This window comes from Methylobacterium sp. J-072 (assembly GCF_022829425.1).
Classification (GTDB): Bacteria; Pseudomonadota; Alphaproteobacteria; order Rhizobiales; family Beijerinckiaceae; genus Methylobacterium.
Window position 1 is genome coordinate 1 of sequence record NZ_JAKSYK010000026.1, and the last position, 23,371, is coordinate 23,371.

Here is a 23,371-nt window from a genome sequence, read left to right on the forward strand (position 1 = left end):
GGGCAAGTTGACGACCGCCTCCAGCCAGCTGCGCACCGATGCTTCGACCTTCGGTTCGAACCTGTCTGTGGTGCAGAACCGCCAGGACTTCAGCAAGAACCTGATCAACGTGCTCGACACGGGCGCGTCGAACCTGACGGCGGCGGATCTGAACCAGGAAGCTGCGAACTCGCAGGCCCTGTCGACCCGTCAGTCGCTGGGCATCTCGGCCCTCTCGCTGGCGAACCAGGCCCAGCAGGGCATCCTGCAGCTGCTGCGCTAAGCATCAGCCGCATCGAAGTCGGAACGGCCGGAGCCACGCCCCGGCCGTTTCCGTTTGCGCGTCCGGTTCAGTTTCCTTTGGACGGGGAGGCCCCCGCCCGCCGGAGCGCGTCCGCCAGGGCCCCGCCGCCGGCTGCCGGCGTCGGGTTGGATTGCATCCGGCGCGGGTCGGGCGACGGTTCGCTGGTGCGCCGCGCTTGTGATCCCGGCTCGATCGGATCGTCGAGCCGCATCGACAGGGCGATGCGCTTGCGCGGGACATCGACGCTCAGCACCAGGACCCGGATGACCTCGCCGGTCCGGACCACCTCGGCGGGTGAGGCGATGCGCCGGCGCGCCATCGCGGAGATGTGGACCAAGCCGTCCTGGTGGACGCCGATATCCACGAAGGCGCCGAACGCCGCGACGTTGGTGACCACGCCTTCGAGCTGCATGCCGGGCCGGAGATCGCCGATGGTCTCCACACCCTCCTGGAAGCTTGCCGTCTTGAAGGCCGGGCGCGGATCGCGGCCGGGCTTTTCCAGCTCGCTGATGATGTGGCGCACGGTCGGGGGGCCGAAGCGGTCGTCGGCGAAGGCTTCGGGCGAGAGCTGGCTCAAGGTCGCGCTATTGCCGAGCAGCACGCGGATGTCGCTCTTGGTCGCCTGCAGGATCCGGCGCACCACGGGATAGGATTCCGGGTGGACGCCGGAGGCGTCGAGCGGATCGTCGCCGCCCTGGATGCGCAGGAAGCCGGCGGCCAGCTCGAACGTTTTCGGGCCGAGACCCTGCACCTTCTTGAGGGCCGTCCGCGTCCGGAACGGACCGTTCGCGTCCCGGTGCGCCACGATCCGGTCGGCCATCGACGTGCCGAGGCCCGAGACCTGGGCCAGCAGGGCCGGGGAGGCGGTGTTCACGTCGACGCCCACCGCATTCACCGCATCCTCGACCACCGCCGAGAGCTGGCGCGACAGCTTCGTCTCGCTGACATCGTGCTGGTACTGCCCGACCCCGATCGATTTCGGGTCGATCTTCACCAGTTCGGCCAGCGGATCCTGGAGCCGGCGGGCGATCGAGGCGGCGCCGCGATGGGACACGTCGAGATCGGGCAGTTCCCGCGAGGCGATCTCCGAGGCCGAGTAGACCGAGGCGCCGGCCTCCGAGACCGTGACCTTTGCCAGCGTCAGGTCGGGATTGGCCGCCACGATCTCGGCGGCCAGCCGCTCGGTCTCCCGGGACGCGGTGCCGTTGCCGATGGCGATCAGCTCGACCCGGTGCTGGCGGCACAGCCGACCGAGGCTCGCCACCGCCTCCTTCCAGCGCCGCTGCGGCTCATGCGGGTAGGTGGTCTCCACCGCCACGATCCGGCCGGTCGCATCGGCCACCGCGACCTTCACGCCGTTCCGGTAGCCGGGATCGAGCCCCAGCGTCGCCCGCCCACCCGCGGGTGCGGCGAGCAGCAGGTCCTTGAGGTTGCCGGCAAAGACCTTCACGGCCTCGTCTTCGGCGCGCTCGAACAGGCGGGTGCGCAGATCCTGCTTGATCCCGGTCCGGATCTTGGTCCGCCAGGCGGTGCGCACGACGTCCAACAACCAGGCATCCCCCGGCCGTCCCCGGGCGGCGATGCGATGCCGGCTGCAGATCGCGGTCTCGAACGGGCCGGGCTTCCCGGGCTCCGAATCCTCGCCTTCGGCGGCGAGATCGACATCGAGCACACCTTCGCGTTCCCCGCGAAAGATCGCGAGGATCCGATGCGACGGCATCCGCTCCAGCCGCTCGCTCCATGCGAAGTAGTCCGAAAACTTCGCGCCCTCGGCGGCCTTGCCCTTGCGCATTTTCGACGCGAGCTGGCCGCTCCGCCAGAAATCCGCGCGCAGGCGGCCGACCAGGTCGGCATCCTCGGCGACATGCTCGATCAGGATCGCCTTGGCGCCCTCCAGGGCGGCCTCGGTGTCGGCGATGCCTTTCTCAGCGGACACGAACGGCGCCGCGGCGCGCTCGGGCGCGATCTCGGGCTTTGCCAGCAGGGCCTGGGCCAGGGGTTCGAGGCCGGCCTCCCGGGCGGTCTGGGCCTTCGAGCGGCGCTTGGGCCGGTAGGGCAGGTAGAGATCCTCCAGCCGCGCCTTGGTGTCGGCGGCGGCGAGGGCGGCGGCGAGCGCCGGCGTCAGTTTTCCCTGGGCGCGGATGCTCTCCACGATGGTGGCGCGGCGCTCGTTGAGGTCGCGCAGGTAGCCGAGCCGCTCGTCGAGCTTGCGCAACTGCGCGTCGTCGAGGCCGCCGGTGTTCTCCTTGCGGTAGCGGGCGATGAACGGGACGGTGGCGCCGCCATCGAGCAACGCCACGGCAGCGGCGATCTGCGCCTCCCCGACCCCGAGTTCTTCGGCGATCAGCGCGTTCACGGATGTCATGCGGGCTCCGGCAGGCGAAGGGCGGGGCCCTGCCATAGCCCCCGCGCCGTCGGATGCAAGGCGCCCCGGAGAAGCCGGTCAGGCGTCGCCAATCCGCGCATCGGAGGCGGCCTTGACGGTCTGGGCGAAATCCAGAACGCGACGTCGCTGCGAAGAATCCGTGATCGACAGCATGAGCTGGAGTAATTCTTCGGCGTCCGCGAGGTACTTGGGGGCCGTTTCGCCGAAGAATGTTTCAGGCGCGCAGCCCAGCGTTTTGGCGAGGTTCTGGAGTGTTCGGCGCGACCGGTCGACCGAGGATCCGCTGCCGTACGCCATTGATTCGATCCGCTTCGTCGCCCGAGCAAGCGATGCCGCACAGACATCCGCCGACGAAGGGCAACAGGTGACGGGAGTGTAATCCGATCGAACCGAGCACCTGCGTGTGCAGGAATCGGGGTGACGATCGGATAGCGGGGCGCGGAGGCTGCAAAGCGATGCAAGACGCCCGCGTTGAGCGCCGGTGGATCGAACCCATTCCGGCTACCCCGGTCAAGGGATCCGGTGCGACATTCACGCGTGCGTACAGATTCAGACACTTAAGCGGCTGAGCGAGGCGGAAGCCCCTCAGACCCCAGATCCCCCGCCGGCATCGGTGGCCGTCATCACCTCGTCACCGGCGCGTGCTGAGTTTTTGGCGGCACGTTGTGAATCGGCGAGCAGCCCGTGCGCTTCGAGATTCGCGCCAGCAACAGGTCGCTGTGGTCCTGGGTCCTCGTGAACGAGACCGAGGAGACGGTGGTCGAGTCCCGGCGCGATTTTCCGTCCCAGGCGCAGGCGACGGCGGCGGCGATGGCGTTCGCGCAACTCGTCGCCAGGGCCGGGCGCAATCTCGCGGGCGTGCCGCGCGCCGGCGGATTTTTGTAAGGCTCCCGGCTCAGGTCCGGTGACGCAGCAAACCCATCACGCTCCAGCAGGCGATGAAGCAGCCGACCCCCATGGCGCCGAGGCAGCTGATGGTGCGCACCGGTTCGCCGCGGGCCAGCACGATGGCGATGGCGAGGGGCAGCAGCAGGAACGCGAGCAACAGGGTCATGGAGAGCTCCGTTTGGATCGGCCGACCCTAGGAGCCGTTGGTTAATCACTCCTGACGACGGCCGCCGGCCGGTCCGCCTCGGGCCGGTGACCTCTCGATCCGCGCTGTCCTCCATCCGGGTCCTGCGGCGATCACGAGGGCCAGCCGCCGGCTCACCCGACGCGATACTGGTCGTCGCTCACCGGTTCCAGCCACGTCACCGCTGTGCCGTCCAGGCGCTCCTGGATCGCGATGTGGCTCATCGCCGTCGTCGCGGTGGCGCCGTGCCAGTGCCTCTCCCCAGGCTCGAACCAGACCACGTCGCCGGCCGCGATGTCTTGGATCGGGCCGCCCTCCCGCTGCACCCAGCCGCGGCCGAAGGTGACGATCAGCGTCTGGCCGAGCGGGTGCGTGTGCCAATTGGTGCGCGCCCCCGGCTCGAAGGTCACATGGGCCCCCGCCACCCGGGCGGGATCCGGCGCGGAGAAGAGCGGGTCGATCCGGACGGTGCCGCTGAACCAGTCGGACGGGCCGGGCCCCGAGGGCTGCGATCCGCTGCGCTTGATCTCCATGGAATGTCTCCTTCGATCACCGTCAGGACCTGTTCAGAGCGACCAACCGCCATCGACCGAGATCGACGCGCCGGTGACGAAGGCGCCGAGGTCGGAACTCATCCACAGCACGGCCTCGGCAATTTCCTCGGGTTTGCCGAGCCGGCCGACCGGCTCCAGGTCGATCGCCTTTTGGATGTCGCCGCCGGTGAAACGGTCCATCATCGGCGTCTCGATATTGCCGGGCAGGATCGCGTTCACCCGGATGTTGGCCTTAGCGTAATCGAGCGCGGCCGATTTGGTGAGTCCGATGATGGCGTGTTTCGACGCCGCGTAGCTCGCGCCGCCGGCTACGCCCCGGATGCCCGCCCCCGACGCGGTGTTGACCACCACGCCGCCGCCCTGGCGCAGCATCTGGGTGATCTCGTGCTTCATGCACAGGAACGTCCCGCGCAGGTTGATGTCGAGGATGCGGTCCCAGTCCTCGAGGGTGATGTCCGCCACGGGGGCAGCGGTATTCTCGACCCCGGCATTGTTGAACGCGATGTCGATCCGGCTGAAGGTCTCGACGGTGCGCGCCACCGCGGCCTCGACCTGCTCCGGCAGCGCGACGTCGCAGGCGAGAACCAGAACGTCGGCGCCCGCTTCCCGGATCGCGTCCGCGGTCGGCCGGAGGGCGGCTTCGGTCCGGTCGAGGATGGCGACGCGGGCGCCCTCCCGGGCGAAGGCGATGGCCGTCGCCCGTCCGATGCCGCTGGCGGCCCCGGTAATGAAGGCGGTTTTGCCGGGAAAGCGGTTGGCGTTGGACATGGCCTGACCTCATCGGTTCTGAGCGGATCGTCGCGTCGGGACCGATGTAGCGGCGGCCGCAGGGGCCTGTGAGGACCCGGCGCCTCATTGCAGCGATGAGCAGAGCTCATCGTGCGCGGGCCGGTCGCCGTCCGCTACAGGCCGAGGGGACGCAACTCGCGGATGAGGGCGATCAGCAGGCGCAGGCCGGTCGGGAGCTGGCGCCGGCCCGGATAGTAGATGTGGAATCCCGCGCCCGCGGGAGACCAATCGTCCAGGACGGTCCGCAGGGCGCCGTCGCTGATTAGCGGCGCCACGCTGGGCTCCGGCAGGTAGGCGAGCCCCGCGCCCGCGCGGGCGAGGGCGACCACAAGCTCGGTGCTGTCGAGGGTCAGGGCGCCCGGCACATCGATCGCCACGGTCGCGTCGGCCGTCTCGAATTCCCAATGATAGATCTGGTCGTTGCCGAGGCGGATCCGCAGGCAGCGGTGGCTGCGCAGGTCGCCCGGCACCTTGGGCACGCCGACCGCCTCCAGATAGGCGGGCGCGCCCACGACGAACCAGCGGATGTCGGCGGACAGGCGCTGAGCGATCATGTCCTCCGGCACCGTGTCACCATAGCGGATCCCGGCATCGGCCCCGGCTTCGACCACGTCGATCAGGTGGTTCGACACGCGAATGTCGATCTCGACGTCCGGATAGCGGGCGAGGAAGATCGGCAGAACCGGGGCGAGCAGGAGGACGCTCGCATGTTCCAGGACGTTGAGCCGGATCCGGCCCGCCGGCGCACCGCGATGGCGGTTCAGTGCCTCGACCGCCGAGCCGATGGAGGCGAAGGGGGCATCCACCGCGGCGAACAGCTCCTCGCCGGCGGCGGTGAGCGTGACGCTCCGGTTCGTCCGGTTGAGCAGGCGGACCCCAAGCCGCGTCTCCAACCCCTTCAGGGCATGGCTCAGCGCCGAAGCGCTGACGCCCAGTTCGAGACCGGCGCGCCGGAAGCTGCGATGCTTCGCGATCGCCAGGAAAGAGCCGACATCGGCCAGATTGGCACGGTTGTGCTGCACTGGGCGGTTGTGGCTTCGCGCAGGGCTCAGCGCAACCGTGGTGAGTGGTGTTCAACGTGGATGGAGGGCCGCGCTGGCGCGGTCGCCGATCGGAACACCAGGAAATCTTGCCGAATCCTGATCGGCGCCCCTCCCACCCAATCCCCTCATGCTGAGGCGGTGTCGCGCACCGACGCCCTCGAAGGAGCCCTCTGGGAATCGCGCGGCTGGCTGGAGGGCTCCTTCGAGGCCCAGCGATCTTCGATCGCCGGGCACTTCAGGATGAGGGGGCTGGGTTGCAACAACGCTGGACCCGACACGCGCCCGCGCCTGAACCCTCACCCCCTCGGCGGCGCCGCCCTAATCCAACCGCACCAGCCGGTCGAGGAGCGCGCGGTCGTGCAGCAGCGCCATGCGCTCCTTGGGCGAGAGCCAGGCCCGGGCCTCGGCCACGGTCTCGGCTTCGCAGATCTTGGCGGTGGCCAGCGTCTGGTCCGGGTCGATGGCGCCGCGGGGGCGGGACAGGCCGGCGGGCAACATGGTCGCGTGGGCTTCGGCCAGCGCGGGGTCGGCGTGGAGGGCCGCCAGGGCATCGGCCTCGTCGAGGCCCTGGGCGGCGTTGCGGGCGGCCAGGGCGCCGGCCCGGACGGCGATCTCCGGCGGCGACGCCTCCTCGGGGGTGGCGAGCAGGAGGCGGCGCTTGAGGGCAAGGCCGAGGCCGAGCTGGCCGCTCGCCCAGGAGATCGGGATCGCCAGCACGAGGCCCACGATCGTCGGGCTCATCCACAGGAACAGCGAGGTCGCGAGCGCGAAGGCCGCGATCCCGGCGACGAGGCCGAGGACCATGTGCCAGCGGTGCCGGGCGACGATGTCGCGCATCGGGATCGAGCCGTCGTCCCGGCGCTGCGGGTTCCAGCCGGTGTCGCGCCCGAGCAGGATGCCCATCACCGAGCCGGACTGGATCACCATCGCCACCGGGGCGACCAGGGCCGAGAGCAGGATCTCGACCAGGCTCGACAGGACCAGCCGGCCGGCGCCGCCGCAGGCCCGGCGCACCGGCCCGTCGAGGAGGGCCAGGATCAGGCCGAGGAATTTCGGGGCCAGCAGCACCGCCATGGTCAGGCCGAACAGCTGGAGCGCGCGGACCGGGTCGAACCGCGGGAAGACCGGCGAGAACCCGGCGCCGCCGAAATAATCCGGCCGCTCGGTGGCGGTCTGGAGGACCAGCAGGATACCGACCACGAGTTGGCACAGCCAGAGCGGAGAGGCGAGGTAGCCGGCGATGCCGGTGGCGAAATGCTGGCGGGTCGCCGGGTGCAGGCCGGCGGCGCCGATCACCCTTGCATGCTGGAGGTTGCCCTGCGCCCAGCGCCGGTCGCGCACCGCCACGTCGATCAGGGAAGGCGGGCTCTCCTCGTAGGAACCCGGCAGCCGGTGCAGCATGTAGACCGCCCAGCCGGCCCGGCGGATCAGCGCCGCCTCGACAAAGTCATGGGACAGGATGTGGCCGCCGAAGGGCGGCTTACCGGGCAGGTCCGGCAGGCCGCAGGATTGCGCGAAGGCGCGGGTGCGGATGATAGCGTTGTGGCCCCAGTAATTGCCGTCGCGGCCCGACCAGGCCGACAGCCCGGCGGCGATCACCGGCCCGTAGATTCGGGCGGCGAATTGCTGGAGGCGGGCGAACAGGGTGTTGCGGTTGATGATCAGCGGCAGGGTCTGGATGATGCCGGCATCCGGGTCGGCCTCCATGGCGGCGGCGAGCGCGACGATCGCCGCGCCGCTCATCAGGCTGTCGGCGTCGAGCACCAGCATGTGGTCGTAATGGCCGCCCCAGCGGGTGACGAAATCGCCGATATTGCCGGCCTTGCGGTGATGGTTCTTGGGCCGGTGGCGGTAGTAGAGCCGGGCGCCGAGGCCGAGGCGGCGGCGCAGGTCGAGGAAGGCGCGCTCCTCGGCGATCCAGGCATCGGCTTGCGTCGAATCCGAGAGCACGAACCAGTCGAAATGGTCGCCGAGCCCGGTGGCCTCCACGGCTTCGCGCATGGCCTCGACGCCCGCGAAGGTCCGGGCGGTGGCCTCGTTGTAGACCGGCATCAGCACGGCGGTACGGGTGTGGAGCGTGGCCGGGACCGGGTTCGGGCGCGGCCGGCGCAGTAGCATCGCGAAGCCGAGCAGGCCGCTGGTGAAGGCCAGCGCGATCCACGAGAAGGTCAGGCAGAACAGCACCACCAGGACGAGCTGGAGGGCGGTCGGGCTGCCGGAGACCGACACGGTCTCGACCATCTGCCAGCCGCCGTAGCCGGTGAGCGCCAGGGCGCCGCCGAATACGAACAGCCGGGCCGCCCAGGGCGATCGGTTCTTGCGCGTCGGCTGGTGGGCGGCGGCGCGATCCCAGGACCCGAGATCCTGCACCGGCATTGCCAGGGGTGCTTCGGGCGGCATCGCGGCGGTATTCTCGGAACGCGCGGGGCCGGCATCCTGGCGGGATGCGGGCGGCGGCAACGTCGTGGTCTCGTCCAGGTGCACGGCGGGGTGTGATCCTCGGGGTGATCGGCGAAAGAAAATTACGGCGTCCAGCGGAACAGCCAGGTCTCGCTGGCCCTTTCCTGGCCGCGCCGGAGGCCCAGACGCAATTCGCTCGCCCGCTCGCTGCCGGGATCGAGCTCGAACAGCACCCGCAGGGTGCGGCGCTCGGGGTAGTGGAAGCGGTCCTGCCGGGTGATCGTGCCGGTCGAAGCGGTGAGCGCGATCTCGATCTCGTCGGGCCGGGCCAGCCCGTCGCCCTCGAAATCGACCGCGAACAGACGCCGGTTGCCGGAGCTGCCGCGGCCGGCGCGGCTATCCTTCACCCGGGCGAGTTCCGCGGGCAGCGGATCGGGCCAGCCCTTGGACCAGTGCTGGCGGCAGAGGAAGCGCATCTCGCCGCCCTTGGCGAGCTTCGCCTTCGGGCGCCAATAGGCAAAGACGTTCTCGTTCAGCTCGGAATCACTGGGGATCTCGAGGAGCGTCACCGCGCCCTCGCTCCAATCGTCCTGCGGCTCGATCCACAGGGACGGGCGCTGCTCCCAGTGCCGCCGGTCGTCCTCGAAATCGGCGTAGGCGCGGGCGCGCTGCATCAGGCCGAACCCCTTCGGCCCCCGGTCGAGGAAAGCCGAGACCTGCAGCGCTTCCGGGTTGTGTACCGGGCGCCAGATCGGCTCGCCGTAGCCGTTGCGGATCGCCAACCCCTCCACCGAGAAGGCAGCGGCGCGCAGATCGTCGACCTTCTGCCGGTCGAGGGGGCCGAACAGGTAGCTGCCCTGCATGCCGCCGAGCCCGATATGGTCAAGCTCGGCCCGGGCGAACACGGTGCCGTCGATCCCGGCCACGGAGGCTTCCTTGCCCGGCGTCAGCGTCAGCCGGAACGCGGCGGCGGCGGATTCCGACTCCACCAGCGCGTGGACGGTGATCGGCTGCCCGGGCGCGGGGGCCTCGATGAACAGGGCCCGGAACAGCGGGAATTCCTCGCCCCGGGAATCGGCCGGCCGCAAGGCCAGCGCCCGGGCGTTGATGCCGAAATCCTGCCCCTCGGCCACCAGGCGGAAGAACGAGGCGCCCTGGAACAGCGCGAAGTTCGACGGTTCGCCGCCGTCGCCGAACCGGGCGCGCAGGCGGAAACCCGAGAAGGCGGTGTCGGCGCTCAGGTCCGGTAGGGCGATGTTGGCGGCGATCAGGCTGTCCTTGTCGTAGGGCACGGGCTGGACTAGCCCGTTCTCCACCACGAACAGCGAGACCGGCGTGTCGAAGATCGAACCGCGCAGCAGCGGCTCGATCGCGTAGCCGAAATCGCGGTCGGTCCAGATGGCGCGGCCGGGCACCGGGTGGATTGCCTCGTAGGCATCCCGGGACAGGCCCTTCAGCACCGCCGGCACGTCGTCGGTCCTGGGCGCGACGTAGGCGGCCGCGGCCCGGGCGCGGGCGATGTCGATCAGGGTGTTGGCCTCGAACGGCGCACCGGCACCGGGCAGGGTGGTCGCCGGGTTGGCGCCCTGATCCGCCGCGGCCGCTCCCGGACTCGCCGGCAGAAAACTCGCGGCGGTGCCCACGGCCCCGGCCAATACGGCGCGGCGGGTGGGAGCGGCGGCGAATCCGTCGGCGGTGGTCATGCAGGCCTGCGTCTCAAGTGGCGGAACGGTGCCTGTATACCGGGAGGCCGGCTGAACCCAGGGTTAAGCGCCGGTTCGGACGGAACGGGCGCGCCTCCGTTGACTTAGCGCAAGCCGGCTCTCTAATTCCGGGGACTGAATCGCACGGGGGAGGCAGCATGGGATCGTTGCGGGTCACGGGCCACGGCGTGGATCTCGGAGAGAGTCTGCGCGGCCGTATCGACGAGCGGATGTCCGCCACGCTCGACAAATACCTCGACTCGCACATGAACGATTCCTGCACCGGCCACGTCACGCTCAGGCGCGACGGAACCGCGTACCGGACGGGTTGCGTGCTCCATCTGGCATCAGGTCTGACCATCGAGGCGGTGGGCGTGTCCCACGATGCCCGGTCGAGCTTCGAGCAGACCGCCGACAAGCTCGAGACGCGCCTGCGTCGCTACAAGCATCGGTTGAAGCAGCATGCCAGCGGCCCGAGCGAATCCGCGGCGATCGAGGCCGCCTACGCGGTGTTCGCATCACCCGAGGAGGCGAACGACGACGAGCCGGAGGACGGCGACGCCCACCCGCCGATCGTCGCCGAAAGCACCAAGACCCTGCAACGCCGCACCATCGGCGAGGCGGTCACGGCCCTCGATATGACGGGATCCCCAGTGGTTGTGTTCGTCCACGCTGGCACCGGACGCGTCAACGTCGTATACCGGCGCAGCGACGGTGCGATCGGCTGGGTGGACCCGCCGGGCGCCGTCGACTGACGCGTGTGGACCGTGGGAACGGAGCCGGAACCGGCCCGTTCTTCGGCCCATTGATAGTCGGGGGCGTGGTGCGAGACGCCTCTGCGACGAGGCCCGTTCCGACGCGGACGGGTGACGGGGCAACGGTCGATCGATGCCAATTCTGGAATTCCTCGACCCCGAATCGGTCGTGTCGTCCCTGCGTGCGCGCGCCAAGAAGCAGGTGCTTCAGGAACTCGCGGCGCAGGCGGTGCGTCGGTTGCCGGCACTCGAGGAGCGGCCCGTCTTCGACACGCTGCTCCAGCGCGAGCGCCTCGGCTCGACCGGGATCGGCGAGGGCGTTGCGATCCCGCACGGCAAGCTGCCCGGTCTCGACCGGCTGTTCGGCCTGTTCGCGCGGTTCGACCGGCCGGTGGATTTCGAGGCCCTGGACGGGCAGCCCGTGGACGTTGCCTTCCTGTTGCTCGCTCCCGAGGGGGCGGGGGCCGATCACCTCAAGGCCCTGGCCCAGGTCGCCCGGGTCCTGCGCGAGCCCGGCATGCTCAACCACATCCGCGCCGCCCGCGATTCCAGCGCCCTCTACGCGCTCCTGACCCGCTCGACGGCGCCGCAGGCTGCCTGATGCCGCTGCCCCGTCTCGCTGCGACCCTGGTGATCCTCGCGGGTTTTTCCCACGTCGCCCAGGCACAGGGTGAAGCCACCTGCGGCCGCGACGTCCTGGTGGCGCAGTCGATGCAGCGCCAGGCCCTGGAACAGCTGGAACAGGCGGACGGCGACGACGTCCAGAATTGCCGCGTCTGGCGCCGTCACGTCGACACGATGCGCCGGGTCGCGAGCGTCTACGGCCGCTGCCTCTCGGGCTCGGAGCGCGCCCAGCGGCTCGCTCAGGTGCAGGGCTCCGACCGGGAGTTTTCCGCGACGATCAAGGCGCGCTGCGGCGGGCGGTGACAAACCGTTCGATCGCGTTCCGATCGTTGAGCGACGCTTCGGATCGACCGGTCTTCCATCCAACCCCCTCATCCTGAGGCGGCGGAGCGCAGCGCAGCCCTCGAAGGAGCCCTCCAGTACCCTCCCGATCCCTGGAGGGCTCCTTCGAGGCTTCCACTTCGGGAAGCACCTCAGGATGAGGGGGGTGGATGGGAAAGCCGGGGGTCCAGAAACTCGGCCTTCCAGCGCCCAGAAAAATCAATCGATCCCGCGCATCATCAGCGGCTCGGCGACCATCTTCACCGGCTTGCCGCGGCCGATCAGGATTGCCGCCCGGGAACGCTCCGGATCGTCCTCGAAGCGCGTGCGCACCCAGCTCGCCAGGAATTTCACGTATTCCGAGGCCAGGAGCTTGGCCGTGGGCGGGCTCTGCCACCAGTGGTCGGCATCGAGGCCCTCGGTGACGACCGGATGCGGCAGAACGCGGTCGCTGTCCTGCAGGGCATGGTCCAGCTCGATCAGCGTCCGCGGCATGTGGTAGTTCGAGGTCACCACCGCGACGGTGCTGAAGCGGTGCGCCCGCATCCAGCGCCGGGTCTCGATGGCGTTGCCGATGGTGTTGCGCGCCCGGTAATCGAGATCGACGCAGCAGGCGATCAGGGCGCGCTGGGACGGGTTGAGCCGGGCGATCTCGTCGCGGCTGGTGCGCTCGTTGACGCCGGTGATGAGCAGGCGCCGCCCGTAGCCGCCGGCCAGGAGGTCGATCGCGTCGCCGATCCGCTGCGCGCCGCCGGTGAGGGCGACGATGCCGTCGGCCCGGTCGGCCGGGCTGCGCTCGTGCCGGGCGAGGGCGCCGACGAAGACGAGGAAGCCCGCGAACAGCGCGAGGGCGCCGAGGCCGGCGCCGAGGCTGCAGACCCACAGGGCGCGCCGGCCCCGGGGAAGCGGGTGTGCCGGCGCAGCGAGGCGGCGCGGCGGAAACCGCTCGTTCCAGGCCCAGCCGATCGCGTCGGTCGGGCAGGGGGCCGGTGCGCGTTGCATCCGCGTGGTCATCCTCCGGAGGATCGGCGCCGAATGCGGCGGCCCGGAGGCAGCCGTATCGGCCTCACCCACACCGCCGCGATAACCTTTCCCGATCGTTAACGTTTGGCCCGGACGCCCTGTTTCCCCTGAATGCCCCTACCGTTACGGGTTCAGGACAGGAACCGCCGCACGGTGATCCGTGAGACCACACCGGTGACCAGCGACGCGATCACGCCGATCAGGATGATGCTGGCATAGCCGCGCAGCCCGACCTGGACGGCGCCGAACAAGGCCTCGACCTCCTGGCCGGCCGGTCCCGAGCGGGCCGCCCGGGCGAGCAGGCCGGCGATGGCGAAAGCGAGGATCGCCAGCCCGGCCCCGATCGCACCGCCGCGCAGGCCGAGCCCGAAGAATCGGCGCTGGAACGCCCGGGCGATGTAGTCGTCGTCAGCGCCGACGAAATGGAGCACCTCCACCACCTCGCGGTTGCCCGCCATGGCGCCGCGCGTGGCGAAGGTCACCGCCAACCCGGTGGCGACCAGAACCAGCACCACCATGCCGATGCCGATGCCCACGAAGGCGTTGGCTGCGGTCGAGAGCCGCTGGAGCCAGAGCGCGTGGTCGTCGAGGCTCGCCACGCCGGGGAGCGCCTCGGTGAGGCGGGTGCGCAGACGCTTCAGGTCCGCGCTCCGGTTGTCGGCGAGCTTGAGGGCGATCAGGCGCGGCACCGGCAGGTCCGATAGGTCGAGGCCGCTGCCGAGCCAGGGCTCCAGCAGTCGCTCGGCCTCCGCCTTGGAGAAGACCCGCGCCTCGGCGATCCCCGGCTCGGACTTGGCGATCGTCTCGGCCCGGGCCACGTCGGCATCGACGTCCCGGCCGGGGCCGGGCCGGACCTGGATCGTCACCTCCTGAGCGACGTCGCCCTGCCATTGCCCGGCATTGGTGGCGACGATCTCGGCGGCGCCCGCGCACAGCCCCGCCAGGAAGGTCAGGATCGCGATGACCGCCGCGAGCGAGCGTCCGGCCGCGGTGTCGGTGGGGACCAGGGCGGCGTTGCGGCGCAAATTCGTCGGCAGGCTCGGATCCGCGGGGCCGGACGGTGACTCGGCCTGGGCCCGGGTGGTGGCCGGTGCGCTCATTCCTCGATCCGCAGCCGGCCTTCGCCCAGCACCATGCGGCGGGCGTCGACGGCGTCCATGATGCCGAAATCGTGGGTCGCGATGATCACCGAGGTCCCGAGCTTGTTGAGTTCCAGGAACAGCCGCAGCAGCCGGCGGCCGAGGCTGGGATCGACGTTGCCGGTCGGCTCGTCGGCGAGCAGCAGGTCCGGCCGAGCGATCAGGGCCCGGGCGATGGCGGCGCGCTGCTTCTCCCCGCCCGACAGGAGCGGCGGCAGGGCATGCATGCGCTCGCCGAGGCCCACCCAACGCAGCAACTCGACCACCTCGGCCCGGTAGCTCGCCTCGGACCGACCCTGGACGCGCAGCGGCAGCGCCACGTTCTCGTAGGTGGTGAGATGGTCGAGCAGGCGAAAATCCTGGAACACCACGCCCATGCGCCGCCGCAGGCCGGTGAGCGCCTTCGCCGAAATGCCGCTGACCTCCTCACCGAAGATCGAGACGAGTCCGCGGGTCGGGCGCACCGACAGCAGGATCAGGCGCAGCAGCGTCGTCTTGCCGGCGCCGGACGGGCCCGTGAGGAACTGGAACGAGCGCGGCGCGATCCGGAAGCTCACATCCGACAGCACCTCCGGCCCGAGGCCGTAGCGCATGCCGACATTCTCGAACTGCACCACCGGCCGTTCCGCGCCGGGCAGCAGGCTCTTCATGCTCGCCTGTACGTTCAAAGCCGTGCCGGGTTTTGCCGATCCATGGTTCGGAAATCGCCGGATGGGCGGGCGTTTTCAAGGCCGGTGCTGTTTCACCGACGCTTAACCCTGTTCGGGCACGGTTTCGCAACTGATTTGCAGTCCGGCTGCGGCCTGTCCGATCGGAAACGGTCCCCGATGGAACGAATGGCGCACGTATGCTGATCGTCTGCCCGAGTTGCGCCAGCGAGTACCGGCTCGAAGCCGGCAAGGTCGGTATGGACGGACGCTCGGTCCGCTGCGCGGCCTGCCGGGAGACCTGGTTCCTCACCCCGGCCGACGTGCTGGCCGGCCACGAGGCGGAGCTGGCCGAGAAGGGCGAGGCGGAGCCCGATCCGGTCGCGGACGCCGCCTGGCAGGAGGCTTCGGCCACGGTCCGGGCCGCCTCCGACACGTCCGAGCCACCGCCCACCCGCCGCCGGGCTCCGGTGCGCCCGACCCGCAAGGGCTGGCGCGGTATCCCGGGCCTGTCGCCCTCCCTGGCCGTCGGCCTGACGCTGCTGGCGGCTCTGCCGCTCCTGTGCCTCGCCCGAACCAGCGTGGTCCGGGTCGTCCCGCAGAGCGCCGCCCTGTTCGCCCGGGTCGGGCTGCCGGTGAATGTCCGCGGTATCGAGATCCACGACGTGGTCGCGTTCAGCACCCCCGCCGAGGATGGCCGGCCGGCCGAATTGGTGATCGAGGGGGATCTCGTCGGGATCGCCCGGACCGATGTCCCGGTCTCGGCCCTGAGCGTCGAGATCCGCGATGCCGGCGGCCGCATGATCCGGACGTTCCCGGTGGCTGCGCCCCGGGCGGTGCTCGGCACCGCCGAGAGGGCCCGGTTCCGCGGGAGCCTCACGAGCCCGCCGGCCTCCGGCCGAGCCGTGGTGCTGCGCTTCGCCGATGCCGAACCGTCGCGTGGGCCGTGACGGGGGCACCCGGCGCGCATCGATTCTGGCCCGTTGCCACCACATCGACTCGGCAATCCTGTGCGGCGGTGTCCGTCGTCGGTTCGGCCCTGCCCCCCGTCGGCGGATGCACGCCAAGAAAAGTTCGCGATATTTATACTTATCAGTGCGGGATTTTGACGCACGTATAGTAAATGATGATGGGCTACTATTATTAGAGCGGTTTGATATTTCTGCTTAATCGATCCGTTTTATTTCCTTGAGGCCCCCGATTTGTGTGCGGAGCGGCCTAATAGCGAAATCTTCGCACGAGAAGGCATCTTTGCGGCTCACGGCCTGCCTATTGCTTATCTTTGTCGGATCTGAAATTCTACCTCTGCTGTTGCCTTAACGACAAATAGAATTCATTTAATTCTAAAATTACGGGATAAATCTTTTCCGTGAAGAGCAAGGATAAAATCCCATTTTTGGTCCAAACGACTGATTCCGTCGAACGAAAGCAGGCCTTCGACTATTGGCGGAATACGGTCATGGTCGGCACGGAGGTGGCGCCGATCGATCCGGTCCTGCCGTTCTCGGCGGCTCGAACGATCGTGCCCTCCGCGCACGGCGCGATCTCTCACACGGTCAGCGACCCCTACAGCCTGGAGCGCACCGCACAGCACGTGCGCCGTGATGGGCGTGAAGAGGTCGGCATCATGCTGATCCTACGCGGGAGCGGCTATATCGAGCAGGGCAACAACGGGGCGCTGCTGCAAGCCGGCGACATCACCTTCCACGCCTGGGACCGGCCGGGAGCCGGGGCCGGCCTGGACAATTTCGAGGAGTTGCGCCTCACGGTGCCCCGCGCCACCTTCCTCGAGCAGGTCGGCAACATGTACGATTTCGGCGGCCGCAAGCTGGCCGTGTCGCCGCTGAGCGGGATGTTTTCCGCCTATCTGCAGACGTTCGCCAGGTCCATCCAGCACATGTCGGTCGCGGAGACCGGCATCGCCGTCGAGGGGGCGCTTCACCTGCTGCGCGGCGTCATCAACGGGCAGGAGGCGCGCGAGGATGGAGAACTCACCGCGGAGGCGGTGCGCTCCCTGGCGCTCGCCCATATCCAGCGCCGCCTGCACGATCCCGAATTCGGTCCGAACTCCCTGGCCGCCTCCTTGCGGGTTTCCCGCAGCCGCCTCTACGCGGCCTTTGCCGGCGGGGAAGGCGTCGCGGCCACGATCCGCGACGCGCGGCTCGACCGCGCCCATGACCGGCTCGTGATGATGCGCAAGACCGGCGCCCGGATCGCATCGATCATGGCGAGCTGCGGCTTCACCGATCCGGCCGCTTTCAGCCGCGCGTTCCGCCAGCGCTTCGGCCTCTCCCCCCGGGATCTGGTGGCTCAGGGTGCCGGCTGACCGGATCGGATCCGACGCGGGAATGGCGCGGCGATCCGGCCCGTGCTGATCCATGGGCCGTCGAGAGGCGCGATGTCGGCGGCTGGGCTACCGGGGTACTGCCCGGCATAATCGAGGCACCGAGCATCGATCAATCACGAAGACGGCTTCGATCACGGGTTCGCAGGAAGGGGCCTCATCAGCAGATGGCCGGGTTGCTCGCGATACGCCCTATCAGCAGTTTCACCAAATAAGAGACGAGATGATGAGGCAATGCGCTCAAGCATATAGGAAATTTTTTGGGTTGCTTAAATAAAAGTCTGTATTTGTCCCAGAAACATTGTTTGACGCTCCGTGTTTTTGCGACGTGTACGTTAACGGATTCCGAAACAAGCTTCAGAGTTATGCCTTCATTCGCGCAACTTAAAATTCGACCTGAAATATGATTTCGTGCCGTTTCTTGTCCGGCAATCCAATCTGCATGCAGTATGAATTTGTTTCGTTGCGAGCAAATGGCAATCGATAGCGAAAATAGGCGCTTGAACAGAAAGGCGTGCAAGCAGCATCGACCGTCTTCAGCGGACCTGTGCTTCGCTATTGCCTGCGGATGTCCGATCTGAGACGCTCAGTGCGCGCTCGCTCAGGCGAGCGATCGCCTGGGCTCAAACCCGGGATCTTGAGGCAGATCCGCCGTGAACGCCAAGAAAACGGTCCCGGTCTTTTTTGGAACGACGGATTCCGTCGAGCCGAAGCAAGCGTTCGATTATTGGCGCAACGCCGTCGTCACCGGCACGGATCTGTCGCAGCTTGATTCGGCCAAGCCGTTCGCGGCCTCGCGCCTCGTCGCATCCTCGAGCCACGGCGCGATCTTTCACACGGTCAGCAGCCCGTACAGTCTGGAACGTCGGCCGCTCCACCTGCGCCAGGATGGCCGCGACGACGTCGGCATCATGCTGATCCTCCACGGGAACGGTTACCTGGAGCAGGTCAACAACGGGTCGCTGCTCGGCCCCGGCGACATCAGCTTTCAGACCTGGGGACGGCCCGGCGCTGCGGGGGCCTTGACCGACTTCGAGGAGATCCGCCTCACCGTGCCCCGGGCCACCTTCCTGGCCCAAGTCGGCAACGTCGACGATTTCGCCGCCCGGAAGTTCGCCGCCAGCCCGCTGAACCAGCTCTTCGCCGCCTATATGCGCACCTTCGCGGATTCGGTCGCCCAGATGTCGGACGCGGAGACCGGCATCGCCGTCGAAGGCGCGCTGCACCTGCTTCGTGGTGTCATCAACGGCCGGAACGCGCAGGCGGATGGCGAGCTCTCGGCCAACGCGCTCCGCTCCCTGGCGCTGGCGCGGATCGAGCATCGCCTGCACGATCCCGAATTCGGGCCGGATTCCCTGGCGGCGGACCTTCGGGTCTCCCGCAGCCGCCTCTACGCGGCCTTCGCCGGCGGGGATGGGATCGCGGCCACGATCCGCGAGGCGCGTCTCAACCGCGCCCACGACCGCATCGAGATGATGCGGAAGGCGGGCGCCCGGATCGCGTCGATCATGGCGAGCTGCGGCTTCACCGACCCGGCTGCCTTCAGCCGCGCATTCCGCCAGCGCTTCGGCCTCTCGCCCCGGGACCTGATCGCGCAAGCTTGCGACTGACCGGATCGGAGGCGGCGATCGCGGGCTCCGGCAATCGGTCACCCGGGCGATGCAGTGTTGCGGCCCTCGCGTGCGATCGAGCACCGCGTTGGCCGGGGGGCCGTCGCACAGGATTGCCGAGGGCGGCGCCAGGACAGCAAGCCTCATGCATGGGCCGCTTGGTCGATTGCGCAGAGCTGTGGGATCTGAGACGCCGTGATCGCTCAAGCCAAAGCCGGTAAGACGTCCGGGACGGTTCGAGCGTTGCGAGGCGAGCGCTCCGTGCGTGGCAAGGATAAAGTCCCGGTCTTCATCGCTGAGACGGAGTCCGTCGAGCAGCCGAAAGCGTTCGCGTACTGGCGCGATACCGTGATGTCCGCCGCGGACATCACGCCGTTCGACCCGGTCGCGCCCTTCTCGGCCAGTCGCATGGTCGCGGCCTCCGCGCATGGCACGCTCCTGCGCACCGTCAGCGGCCCGATCGGTGTGGACCGCGACATGCGCCACATCCGCCGGGATGGGCGCGACGAGATGTCGATCATGCTGATCGTGGCGGGCGAGGGCTATGTCGAACAGGGCGACCACGGCACGCTCCTGCGGGCCGGCGACGTGGCGTTCCACGCCATGGGCCAGCCCGGTGCCGCCGGCAGCCGGAAAGGCTACGAGGAGATCCGCCTCGTGGTGCCGCGGGCCACTTTCCTGGCGCAGGTCGGCAACACGCAGGACGTGGTCGGCCGCAAGCTCGGCGCCACGCCCGCGCGCGGGCTGTTGTCGGCTTATCTCAACGCATTCGCGACATCGGTCTCCAGCATGTCGGAGGGCGAGGCAGGCATCGCCGTCGAAGGCGTGCTGCATCTGCTCCGCGGCGTGCTTCACGGTCGGATCGAGCCGGCCAATGGCGAGCTCTCCGCCGAGGCGATGCGCTCCCTGGCGCTCGCCCATATCCAGCGGCGCCTGCACGAACCCGAATTCGGTCCGAACTCCCTGGCTGCTTCCCTGCGGGTCTCCCGCAGCCGCCTCTACGCGGCCTTCGCCGGGGGGCAGGGGATCGCGGCCACGATCCGTGACGCGCGGCTCGACCGCGCCCACGACCGGATCGTGATGATGCGGAACACCGGCGCCCGGATCGCGTCGATCATGACGAGCTGCGGCTTCACCGATCCGGCCACCTTCAGCCGCGCATTCCGCCAGCGCTTCGGCTTGTCGCCCCGGGACCTCGTCGCCCAGGGCGCCGGCTGACACCGGCACGGCCCCGCCGCTTGCCTAACGTTTGGGCCTCTCGGCCGATTGCGTAAAGCTCTCGGATCTGGAACGGCATGCGTCATGCAAAGTTAACCGGGCCGGCACTCGGTCTGCCAGAAGGTTTGTGACGTGAGGATCCCGTGAATGTCAAAGATAAGGTTCCGATCCTTATTCAGTCCACGGACGCCGTAGAGCCGAACAACGCGTTCGAGTACTGGTGCGACACAGTCATGCCCGCCGGGGATATCACGGCGCTCGAGTCCATCGTGCCGTTCTCGGCCAGCCGCATGCTCGCGGCGTCCGCGCACGGCACGATCATGCGCACCGTCAGCGGCCCGATCGATGTCGAACGCGCGGGGCGGCACATCCGCCGCGACGGGGGCGACGAGATCGCGATCATGCTGATCACCGCGGGGCAGGGCTATGTCGAGCAGGGCAACAACGGCACGCTCCTGCGCACCGGCGACGTGGCGTTCCGCGCGATGGGCCAGCCGGGCGCTGCCGGCAGCCGGGACGGCTACGAGGAGATCCGCCTGATGGTGTCGCGTGCCGCCTTCCTGGAGCAGGTCGGCAATCCGCAGGATGTCGCCGGGCGCAAACTCGGCAACACGCCGCTGAACGGGCTGCTGAAGGCCTATCTCGGCTCGCTGGCGACGTCGGTGTCCAACATGTCCGAGGCGGAGACCGGTATCGCCGTCGAAGGCGTGCTGCACCTGCTCCGCGGCATCCTTCACGGGCAGACCGAGCCCGGCGCCGGTGAACTCTCGACGGAAGCTTTGCGCTCGCTGGCGCTCACGCATATCCAGCGTCGGCTGCACGAGCCCGAATTCGGTCCGAATGCCCTGGCGGAAGCCCTGCAGGTCTCCCGCAGCCGCCTCTACGCGGCCTTTGCCGGCGGGGAGGGAATCGCGGCCACGATCCGCGATGCGCGGCTCGACCGCGCCCACGACCGGATCGTGATGATGCAGACAACCGGCGGCCGGATCGGGTCGATCATGGTGAGTTGCGGGTTCACCGACTCGGCCACCTTCAGCCGTGCGTTTCGCCAGCGCTTCGGCTTCTCGCCGCGCGACCTCGTCGCCCAGGGGGCCGGCTGGGGCGCGGTCCCGAAAGGCACCGACCGGCCGGAGGATTCGCGGCGTCTGTCAGTCCCGTTACGCGCGTAGTCGCTCGACGCAATGGACGATCCGCGAATACCGAGGGGATGACGGCAGGCTAGATCCCTCCGCCGCGCGGATCGGTGACCGGACGCCCGGGGGTCGCCGCGTCCGCGGCCGACCGGGCCAGGCCGGCGACGCGCTGGACCAGCCGGATCGCCGCGACGCCGACTCGCGCCAGCCGGATCTGGCCGGGAAGCTGGCGCGGACCGATCGGGCGGTACACCAGGCGCGGGCTGGCGCGCTCGGCCTCCGCGATGGCCTGCCCGAGCGGGAGCGCGGCGATCCGGCCGGCCTCCGCGGGGGCGATCCCGAGGGCGCGCGCCCAGGCTTGGTTCGCGCGCAGGCTGCCTCTGCCGTGCAGACGCCGGAACCGCCGCCGCCAGAGATAGCGGCGCACCACCCGGGGAAACGTCTCCATCCGGGCGTCGCACAGCGCGTCCGGCTCCTCGCAGCGCGAGCGGATCGTGTCCGCGACGCCGCCCGGCGCCCGGCCGGTGAGACGGGCCGAGATGGTCACGCAGACATCGGTGGCGTGGCGGACGCGCAAGCCGTGCTCGATCAGCCGCGCGATGAAGGCGCCGTCCTCGCCGAGCGGGATCTCCGGCATTCCGCCGACCGCGAGATAGGCCTTGCGGGTCACCGCCAGGGTGGCGCCGATCGCGGTGCGGTGGCAGGGCCACGGATCGTGCGGGTCTGGATCGATCCGGGCCTCGGCCTCGGTGATCAGGGCGTCGTAGATGTCCTCGAGGCGGCCACGGGCGGGCAGGGACGGCGGCAGCAAAGCGGCCTCTGCGGCGTCGAGCTCGACCCGGCCGGCGACCGCGTCGGCGCCGGCCTCGATGGCGGCGCGGTTGCGGGCGACCCAGTTCGGCGGCACGCGGCTATCCGCATCCGTCGACAGGATCATCCCCGCATTCCCCGCATCCCCCAGCCAGTCCGCTGCGGCATCCATGGCTTTGCACCGGGCCCAGCCGGCATGCGCGCCGGAAAAATCCTCGGTCTCGACCCGCACCGGGATCGACAAAGTCGGCACCAGCCGGGCCACCAGAGCGTCGGTCCCGTCGGTGCAATTGTTCAGGAACAGCACCAGCCCGAGGCTATCCGGGGCGAGCCCGACCTGCGCGTCGATGGCCCGAAGGCAGGCCTCGATCCGCTCGACCTCGTTGCGCACCGGGATCGCGATAATCGCGCTCGGCGCGGAAGCGTTGTGCGGGGTGGTGCGCGTCACCGGGTACGGTCTCCGTCTCGACCCCCGCGGACGGATCGAAACGGGGGCGAGCCGGCTATGCCGCAGGCCTCCTGAACGAAACCGGAAGGTTTTTCCGGCCGATCGGTCGAGGTCGGCCGTTCAGAGCGTCTTCTCAAGCAAGCCCTCGATCCATTCCGGCTGGGTCTCGCCCACCGAGCGGCCGGTCTCGGTCTCGCCCTTGTAGGCGATCAGCGTGCTCTGCATCCGGGCATTGAACCGGCGCAGCAGGTCCTTCTGGCTGTCGAAGTCGATGTCGAAGATCTGAAGCTCCTTGAAGCGCGGCTCGGCGCCGAGCTTGGCCAGAATCGGCTTCTGGGTCTTGCAGATCGGGCACCAGGGGGCGCTGACCTCGATCAGGATCGGCTTGCCGCTCTTCTGCGCGGCCTCGAAGGCTGCGGCCGAGAACGGCATCGCCTCACCGGCCAGGGCGGGCGACAGGCAGGCGGCGAGACCTGAGCAGACCAGCGCAAGGATGCTGCGGCGGCGCATCGTCATGGGTTTTCTCCCTGGCGGCACCGATTGTGTGTCGTCTCTCGGCATCCGTCCGGTCGTGGTTACACGAACGACGGGGAAACGCTGCCGCTAGGGCGCGGCTCCCGCGGCCTCGGCCCGTCACATCATCGAGAGGCCTCGGCCTGCCGGTCCTGCTCGATCAGGTCGGCGATGTCCTGGGCATCCACCGCATCCATCGGACGCCGGATCCGCAGCGCCCGGGTCGGCGCGCCGGCGCGCATCACCAGCACGATCGTTTCCATGTCCGGGCAGCCGGGATCGGCGCAGGCGATCTCGTTCACCGCCAGTGCGTCGGCCTCGGTCAGGCCGAGGGCGGCGATCAGGTCCCGTTTCAAGCGCGACGCGATCTCGGCGCGTTCCGCCGAGCGCGTGCGCCATGCTTTCAGACTCACGAAAGCCATGCCGAATGGTCTTCCCTCTGGCGAAGGCCGCAGTGATATGCCCGTCTTCGCAAAGGGCGATGCGATTCGGCCGAGCGCGATCCGATCCCGGTGCGCCTTTTGGAGTACCTCACAAAACGCCCGTTCACGGAGAG

24 protein-coding genes are annotated in these 23,371 nt (G+C 69.2%); 10 read left to right on the top strand and 14 right to left on the bottom strand.

Annotated features, from left to right (window positions below; translation table 11 throughout):
- Positions 1-262: flagellin (locus tag MKK67_RS01605; RefSeq protein WP_279601379.1), on the top strand; the 262-nt coding region annotated here is incomplete at its 5' end.
- Between the two features lie 67 nt (positions 263-329).
- Here MKK67_RS01605 and MKK67_RS01610 read toward each other — a convergent pair.
- Positions 330-2,648, bottom strand: coding sequence for a Tex family protein (locus MKK67_RS01610; protein WP_243961451.1), 2,319 nt, complete (start codon positions 2,646-2,648; stop codon positions 330-332).
- 78 nt (positions 2,649-2,726) lie between these two features.
- The gene (locus tag MKK67_RS01615) at positions 2,727-2,966 is read right to left on the bottom strand and encodes a hypothetical protein (protein ID WP_243961453.1); all 240 of its coding nucleotides are present in this window, start codon (positions 2,964-2,966) and stop codon (positions 2,727-2,729) included.
- A gap of 387 nt (positions 2,967-3,353) precedes the next feature.
- Between MKK67_RS01615 and MKK67_RS01620 the strand changes: the two genes are divergently transcribed.
- Positions 3,354-3,554, top strand: coding sequence for a hypothetical protein (locus MKK67_RS01620; RefSeq protein WP_243961454.1), 201 nt, complete (start codon positions 3,354-3,356; stop codon positions 3,552-3,554).
- Positions 3,555-3,564: 10 nt separating this feature from the next.
- On the opposite strand, the gene MKK67_RS01625 is transcribed toward MKK67_RS01620, so the two are convergent.
- The 6 genes from MKK67_RS01625 to MKK67_RS01650 form a co-directional block, all read right to left on the bottom strand.
- Complete coding sequence (locus MKK67_RS01625; RefSeq protein ID WP_243961462.1) at positions 3,565-3,723, bottom strand: hypothetical protein; 159 nt, start codon at positions 3,721-3,723, stop codon at positions 3,565-3,567.
- Positions 3,724-3,875: 152 nt separating this feature from the next.
- Complete coding sequence (locus MKK67_RS01630; RefSeq protein ID WP_243961464.1) at positions 3,876-4,274, bottom strand: cupin domain-containing protein; 399 nt, start codon at positions 4,272-4,274, stop codon at positions 3,876-3,878.
- Positions 4,275-4,307: 33 nt separating this feature from the next.
- Positions 4,308-5,063: an SDR family NAD(P)-dependent oxidoreductase gene (locus MKK67_RS01635; RefSeq protein WP_243961466.1), complete on the bottom strand. Its 756-nt coding sequence runs from the start codon at positions 5,061-5,063 to the stop codon at positions 4,308-4,310.
- 134 nt (positions 5,064-5,197) lie between these two features.
- Positions 5,198-6,106 (bottom strand): LysR substrate-binding domain-containing protein, encoded by a 909-nt coding sequence (locus MKK67_RS01640; protein ID WP_243961468.1) that lies wholly within the window; start codon positions 6,104-6,106, stop codon positions 5,198-5,200.
- A 339-nt stretch (positions 6,107-6,445) separates the two neighbouring features.
- Positions 6,446-8,611, bottom strand: a complete 2,166-nt coding sequence (mdoH, locus tag MKK67_RS01645; protein WP_409568355.1) for a glucans biosynthesis glucosyltransferase MdoH — start codon at positions 8,609-8,611, stop codon at positions 6,446-6,448.
- 38 nt (positions 8,612-8,649) lie between these two features.
- Positions 8,650-10,230 carry a glucan biosynthesis protein D gene (locus tag MKK67_RS01650; RefSeq protein WP_243961470.1) on the bottom strand — a complete coding sequence of 527 codons (1,581 nt, stop codon included), beginning with the start codon at positions 10,228-10,230 and terminating at the stop codon, positions 8,650-8,652.
- 158 nt (positions 10,231-10,388) lie between these two features.
- On the opposite strand from MKK67_RS01650, the gene MKK67_RS01655 reads away from it, so the two are divergent.
- The 3 genes from MKK67_RS01655 (at position 10,389) to MKK67_RS01665 (ending at position 11,912) form a co-directional block, all read left to right on the top strand.
- The gene (locus MKK67_RS01655) at positions 10,389-10,985 is read left to right on the top strand and encodes an HPF/RaiA family ribosome-associated protein (protein WP_243961472.1); all 597 of its coding nucleotides are present in this window, start codon (positions 10,389-10,391) and stop codon (positions 10,983-10,985) included.
- Between the two features lie 133 nt (positions 10,986-11,118).
- Entirely contained in the window at positions 11,119-11,586 is a 468-nt protein-coding gene (gene ptsN / locus MKK67_RS01660; RefSeq protein ID WP_243961481.1) for a PTS IIA-like nitrogen regulatory protein PtsN, read from the top strand.
- Positions 11,586-11,912, top strand: a complete 327-nt coding sequence (locus MKK67_RS01665) for a hypothetical protein (protein WP_243961484.1) — start codon at positions 11,586-11,588, stop codon at positions 11,910-11,912. The genes ptsN and MKK67_RS01665 overlap by 1 nt, the downstream gene beginning before the upstream one ends.
- 237 nt (positions 11,913-12,149) lie before the next feature.
- Here MKK67_RS01665 and MKK67_RS01670 read toward each other — a convergent pair whose 3' ends face one another.
- From MKK67_RS01670 to ftsE, 3 genes are all read right to left on the bottom strand, one after another.
- Positions 12,150-12,932 (bottom strand): YdcF family protein, encoded by a 783-nt coding sequence (locus tag MKK67_RS01670; RefSeq protein WP_243961486.1) that lies wholly within the window; start codon positions 12,930-12,932, stop codon positions 12,150-12,152.
- A 152-nt stretch (positions 12,933-13,084) separates the two neighbouring features.
- Positions 13,085-14,053: a cell division protein FtsX gene (locus MKK67_RS01675; RefSeq protein ID WP_243961490.1), complete on the bottom strand. Its 969-nt coding sequence runs from the start codon at positions 14,051-14,053 to the stop codon at positions 13,085-13,087.
- Positions 14,050-14,742, bottom strand: coding sequence for a cell division ATP-binding protein FtsE (ftsE, locus tag MKK67_RS01680; RefSeq protein WP_243961492.1), 693 nt, complete (start codon positions 14,740-14,742; stop codon positions 14,050-14,052). The genes MKK67_RS01675 and ftsE overlap by 4 nt, the downstream gene beginning before the upstream one ends.
- A gap of 197 nt (positions 14,743-14,939) precedes the next feature.
- Here ftsE and MKK67_RS01685 point away from each other — a divergent pair, with 197 nt between their 5' ends.
- The 5 genes from MKK67_RS01685 to MKK67_RS01705 all read left to right on the top strand — a co-directional run bounded on the left by MKK67_RS01685 (position 14,940) and on the right by MKK67_RS01705 (position 21,080).
- Entirely contained in the window at positions 14,940-15,689 is a 750-nt protein-coding gene (locus tag MKK67_RS01685) for a zinc-ribbon domain-containing protein (protein ID WP_243961494.1), read from the top strand.
- Between the two features lie 509 nt (positions 15,690-16,198).
- Positions 16,199-17,065, top strand: coding sequence for a helix-turn-helix domain-containing protein (locus MKK67_RS01690; protein ID WP_243961496.1), 867 nt, complete (start codon positions 16,199-16,201; stop codon positions 17,063-17,065).
- A 671-nt stretch (positions 17,066-17,736) separates the two neighbouring features.
- Positions 17,737-18,693 (top strand): helix-turn-helix domain-containing protein, encoded by a 957-nt coding sequence (locus MKK67_RS01695; RefSeq protein ID WP_243961503.1) that lies wholly within the window; start codon positions 17,737-17,739, stop codon positions 18,691-18,693.
- Between the two features lie 261 nt (positions 18,694-18,954).
- On the top strand, positions 18,955-19,911 hold the full coding sequence (locus MKK67_RS01700) for a helix-turn-helix domain-containing protein (RefSeq protein WP_243961505.1): 957 nt from the start codon (positions 18,955-18,957) through the stop codon (positions 19,909-19,911).
- A 233-nt stretch (positions 19,912-20,144) separates the two neighbouring features.
- On the top strand, positions 20,145-21,080 hold the full coding sequence (locus MKK67_RS01705; RefSeq protein ID WP_243961507.1) for a helix-turn-helix domain-containing protein: 936 nt from the start codon (positions 20,145-20,147) through the stop codon (positions 21,078-21,080).
- A 49-nt stretch (positions 21,081-21,129) separates the two neighbouring features.
- Here MKK67_RS01705 and MKK67_RS01710 read toward each other — a convergent pair whose 3' ends face one another.
- The 3 genes from MKK67_RS01710 to MKK67_RS01720 all read right to left on the bottom strand — a co-directional run bounded on the left by MKK67_RS01710 (position 21,130) and on the right by MKK67_RS01720 (position 23,237).
- Positions 21,130-22,302 carry a glycosyltransferase gene (locus MKK67_RS01710; protein WP_243961510.1) on the bottom strand — a complete coding sequence of 391 codons (1,173 nt, stop codon included), beginning with the start codon at positions 22,300-22,302 and terminating at the stop codon, positions 21,130-21,132.
- Between the two features lie 120 nt (positions 22,303-22,422).
- Positions 22,423-22,818: a thioredoxin family protein gene (locus tag MKK67_RS01715; RefSeq protein ID WP_243961511.1), complete on the bottom strand. Its 396-nt coding sequence runs from the start codon at positions 22,816-22,818 to the stop codon at positions 22,423-22,425.
- Between the two features lie 122 nt (positions 22,819-22,940).
- On the bottom strand, positions 22,941-23,237 hold the full coding sequence (locus tag MKK67_RS01720; protein WP_243961520.1) for a hypothetical protein: 297 nt from the start codon (positions 23,235-23,237) through the stop codon (positions 22,941-22,943).
- Positions 23,238-23,371: the final 134 nt, after the last annotated feature.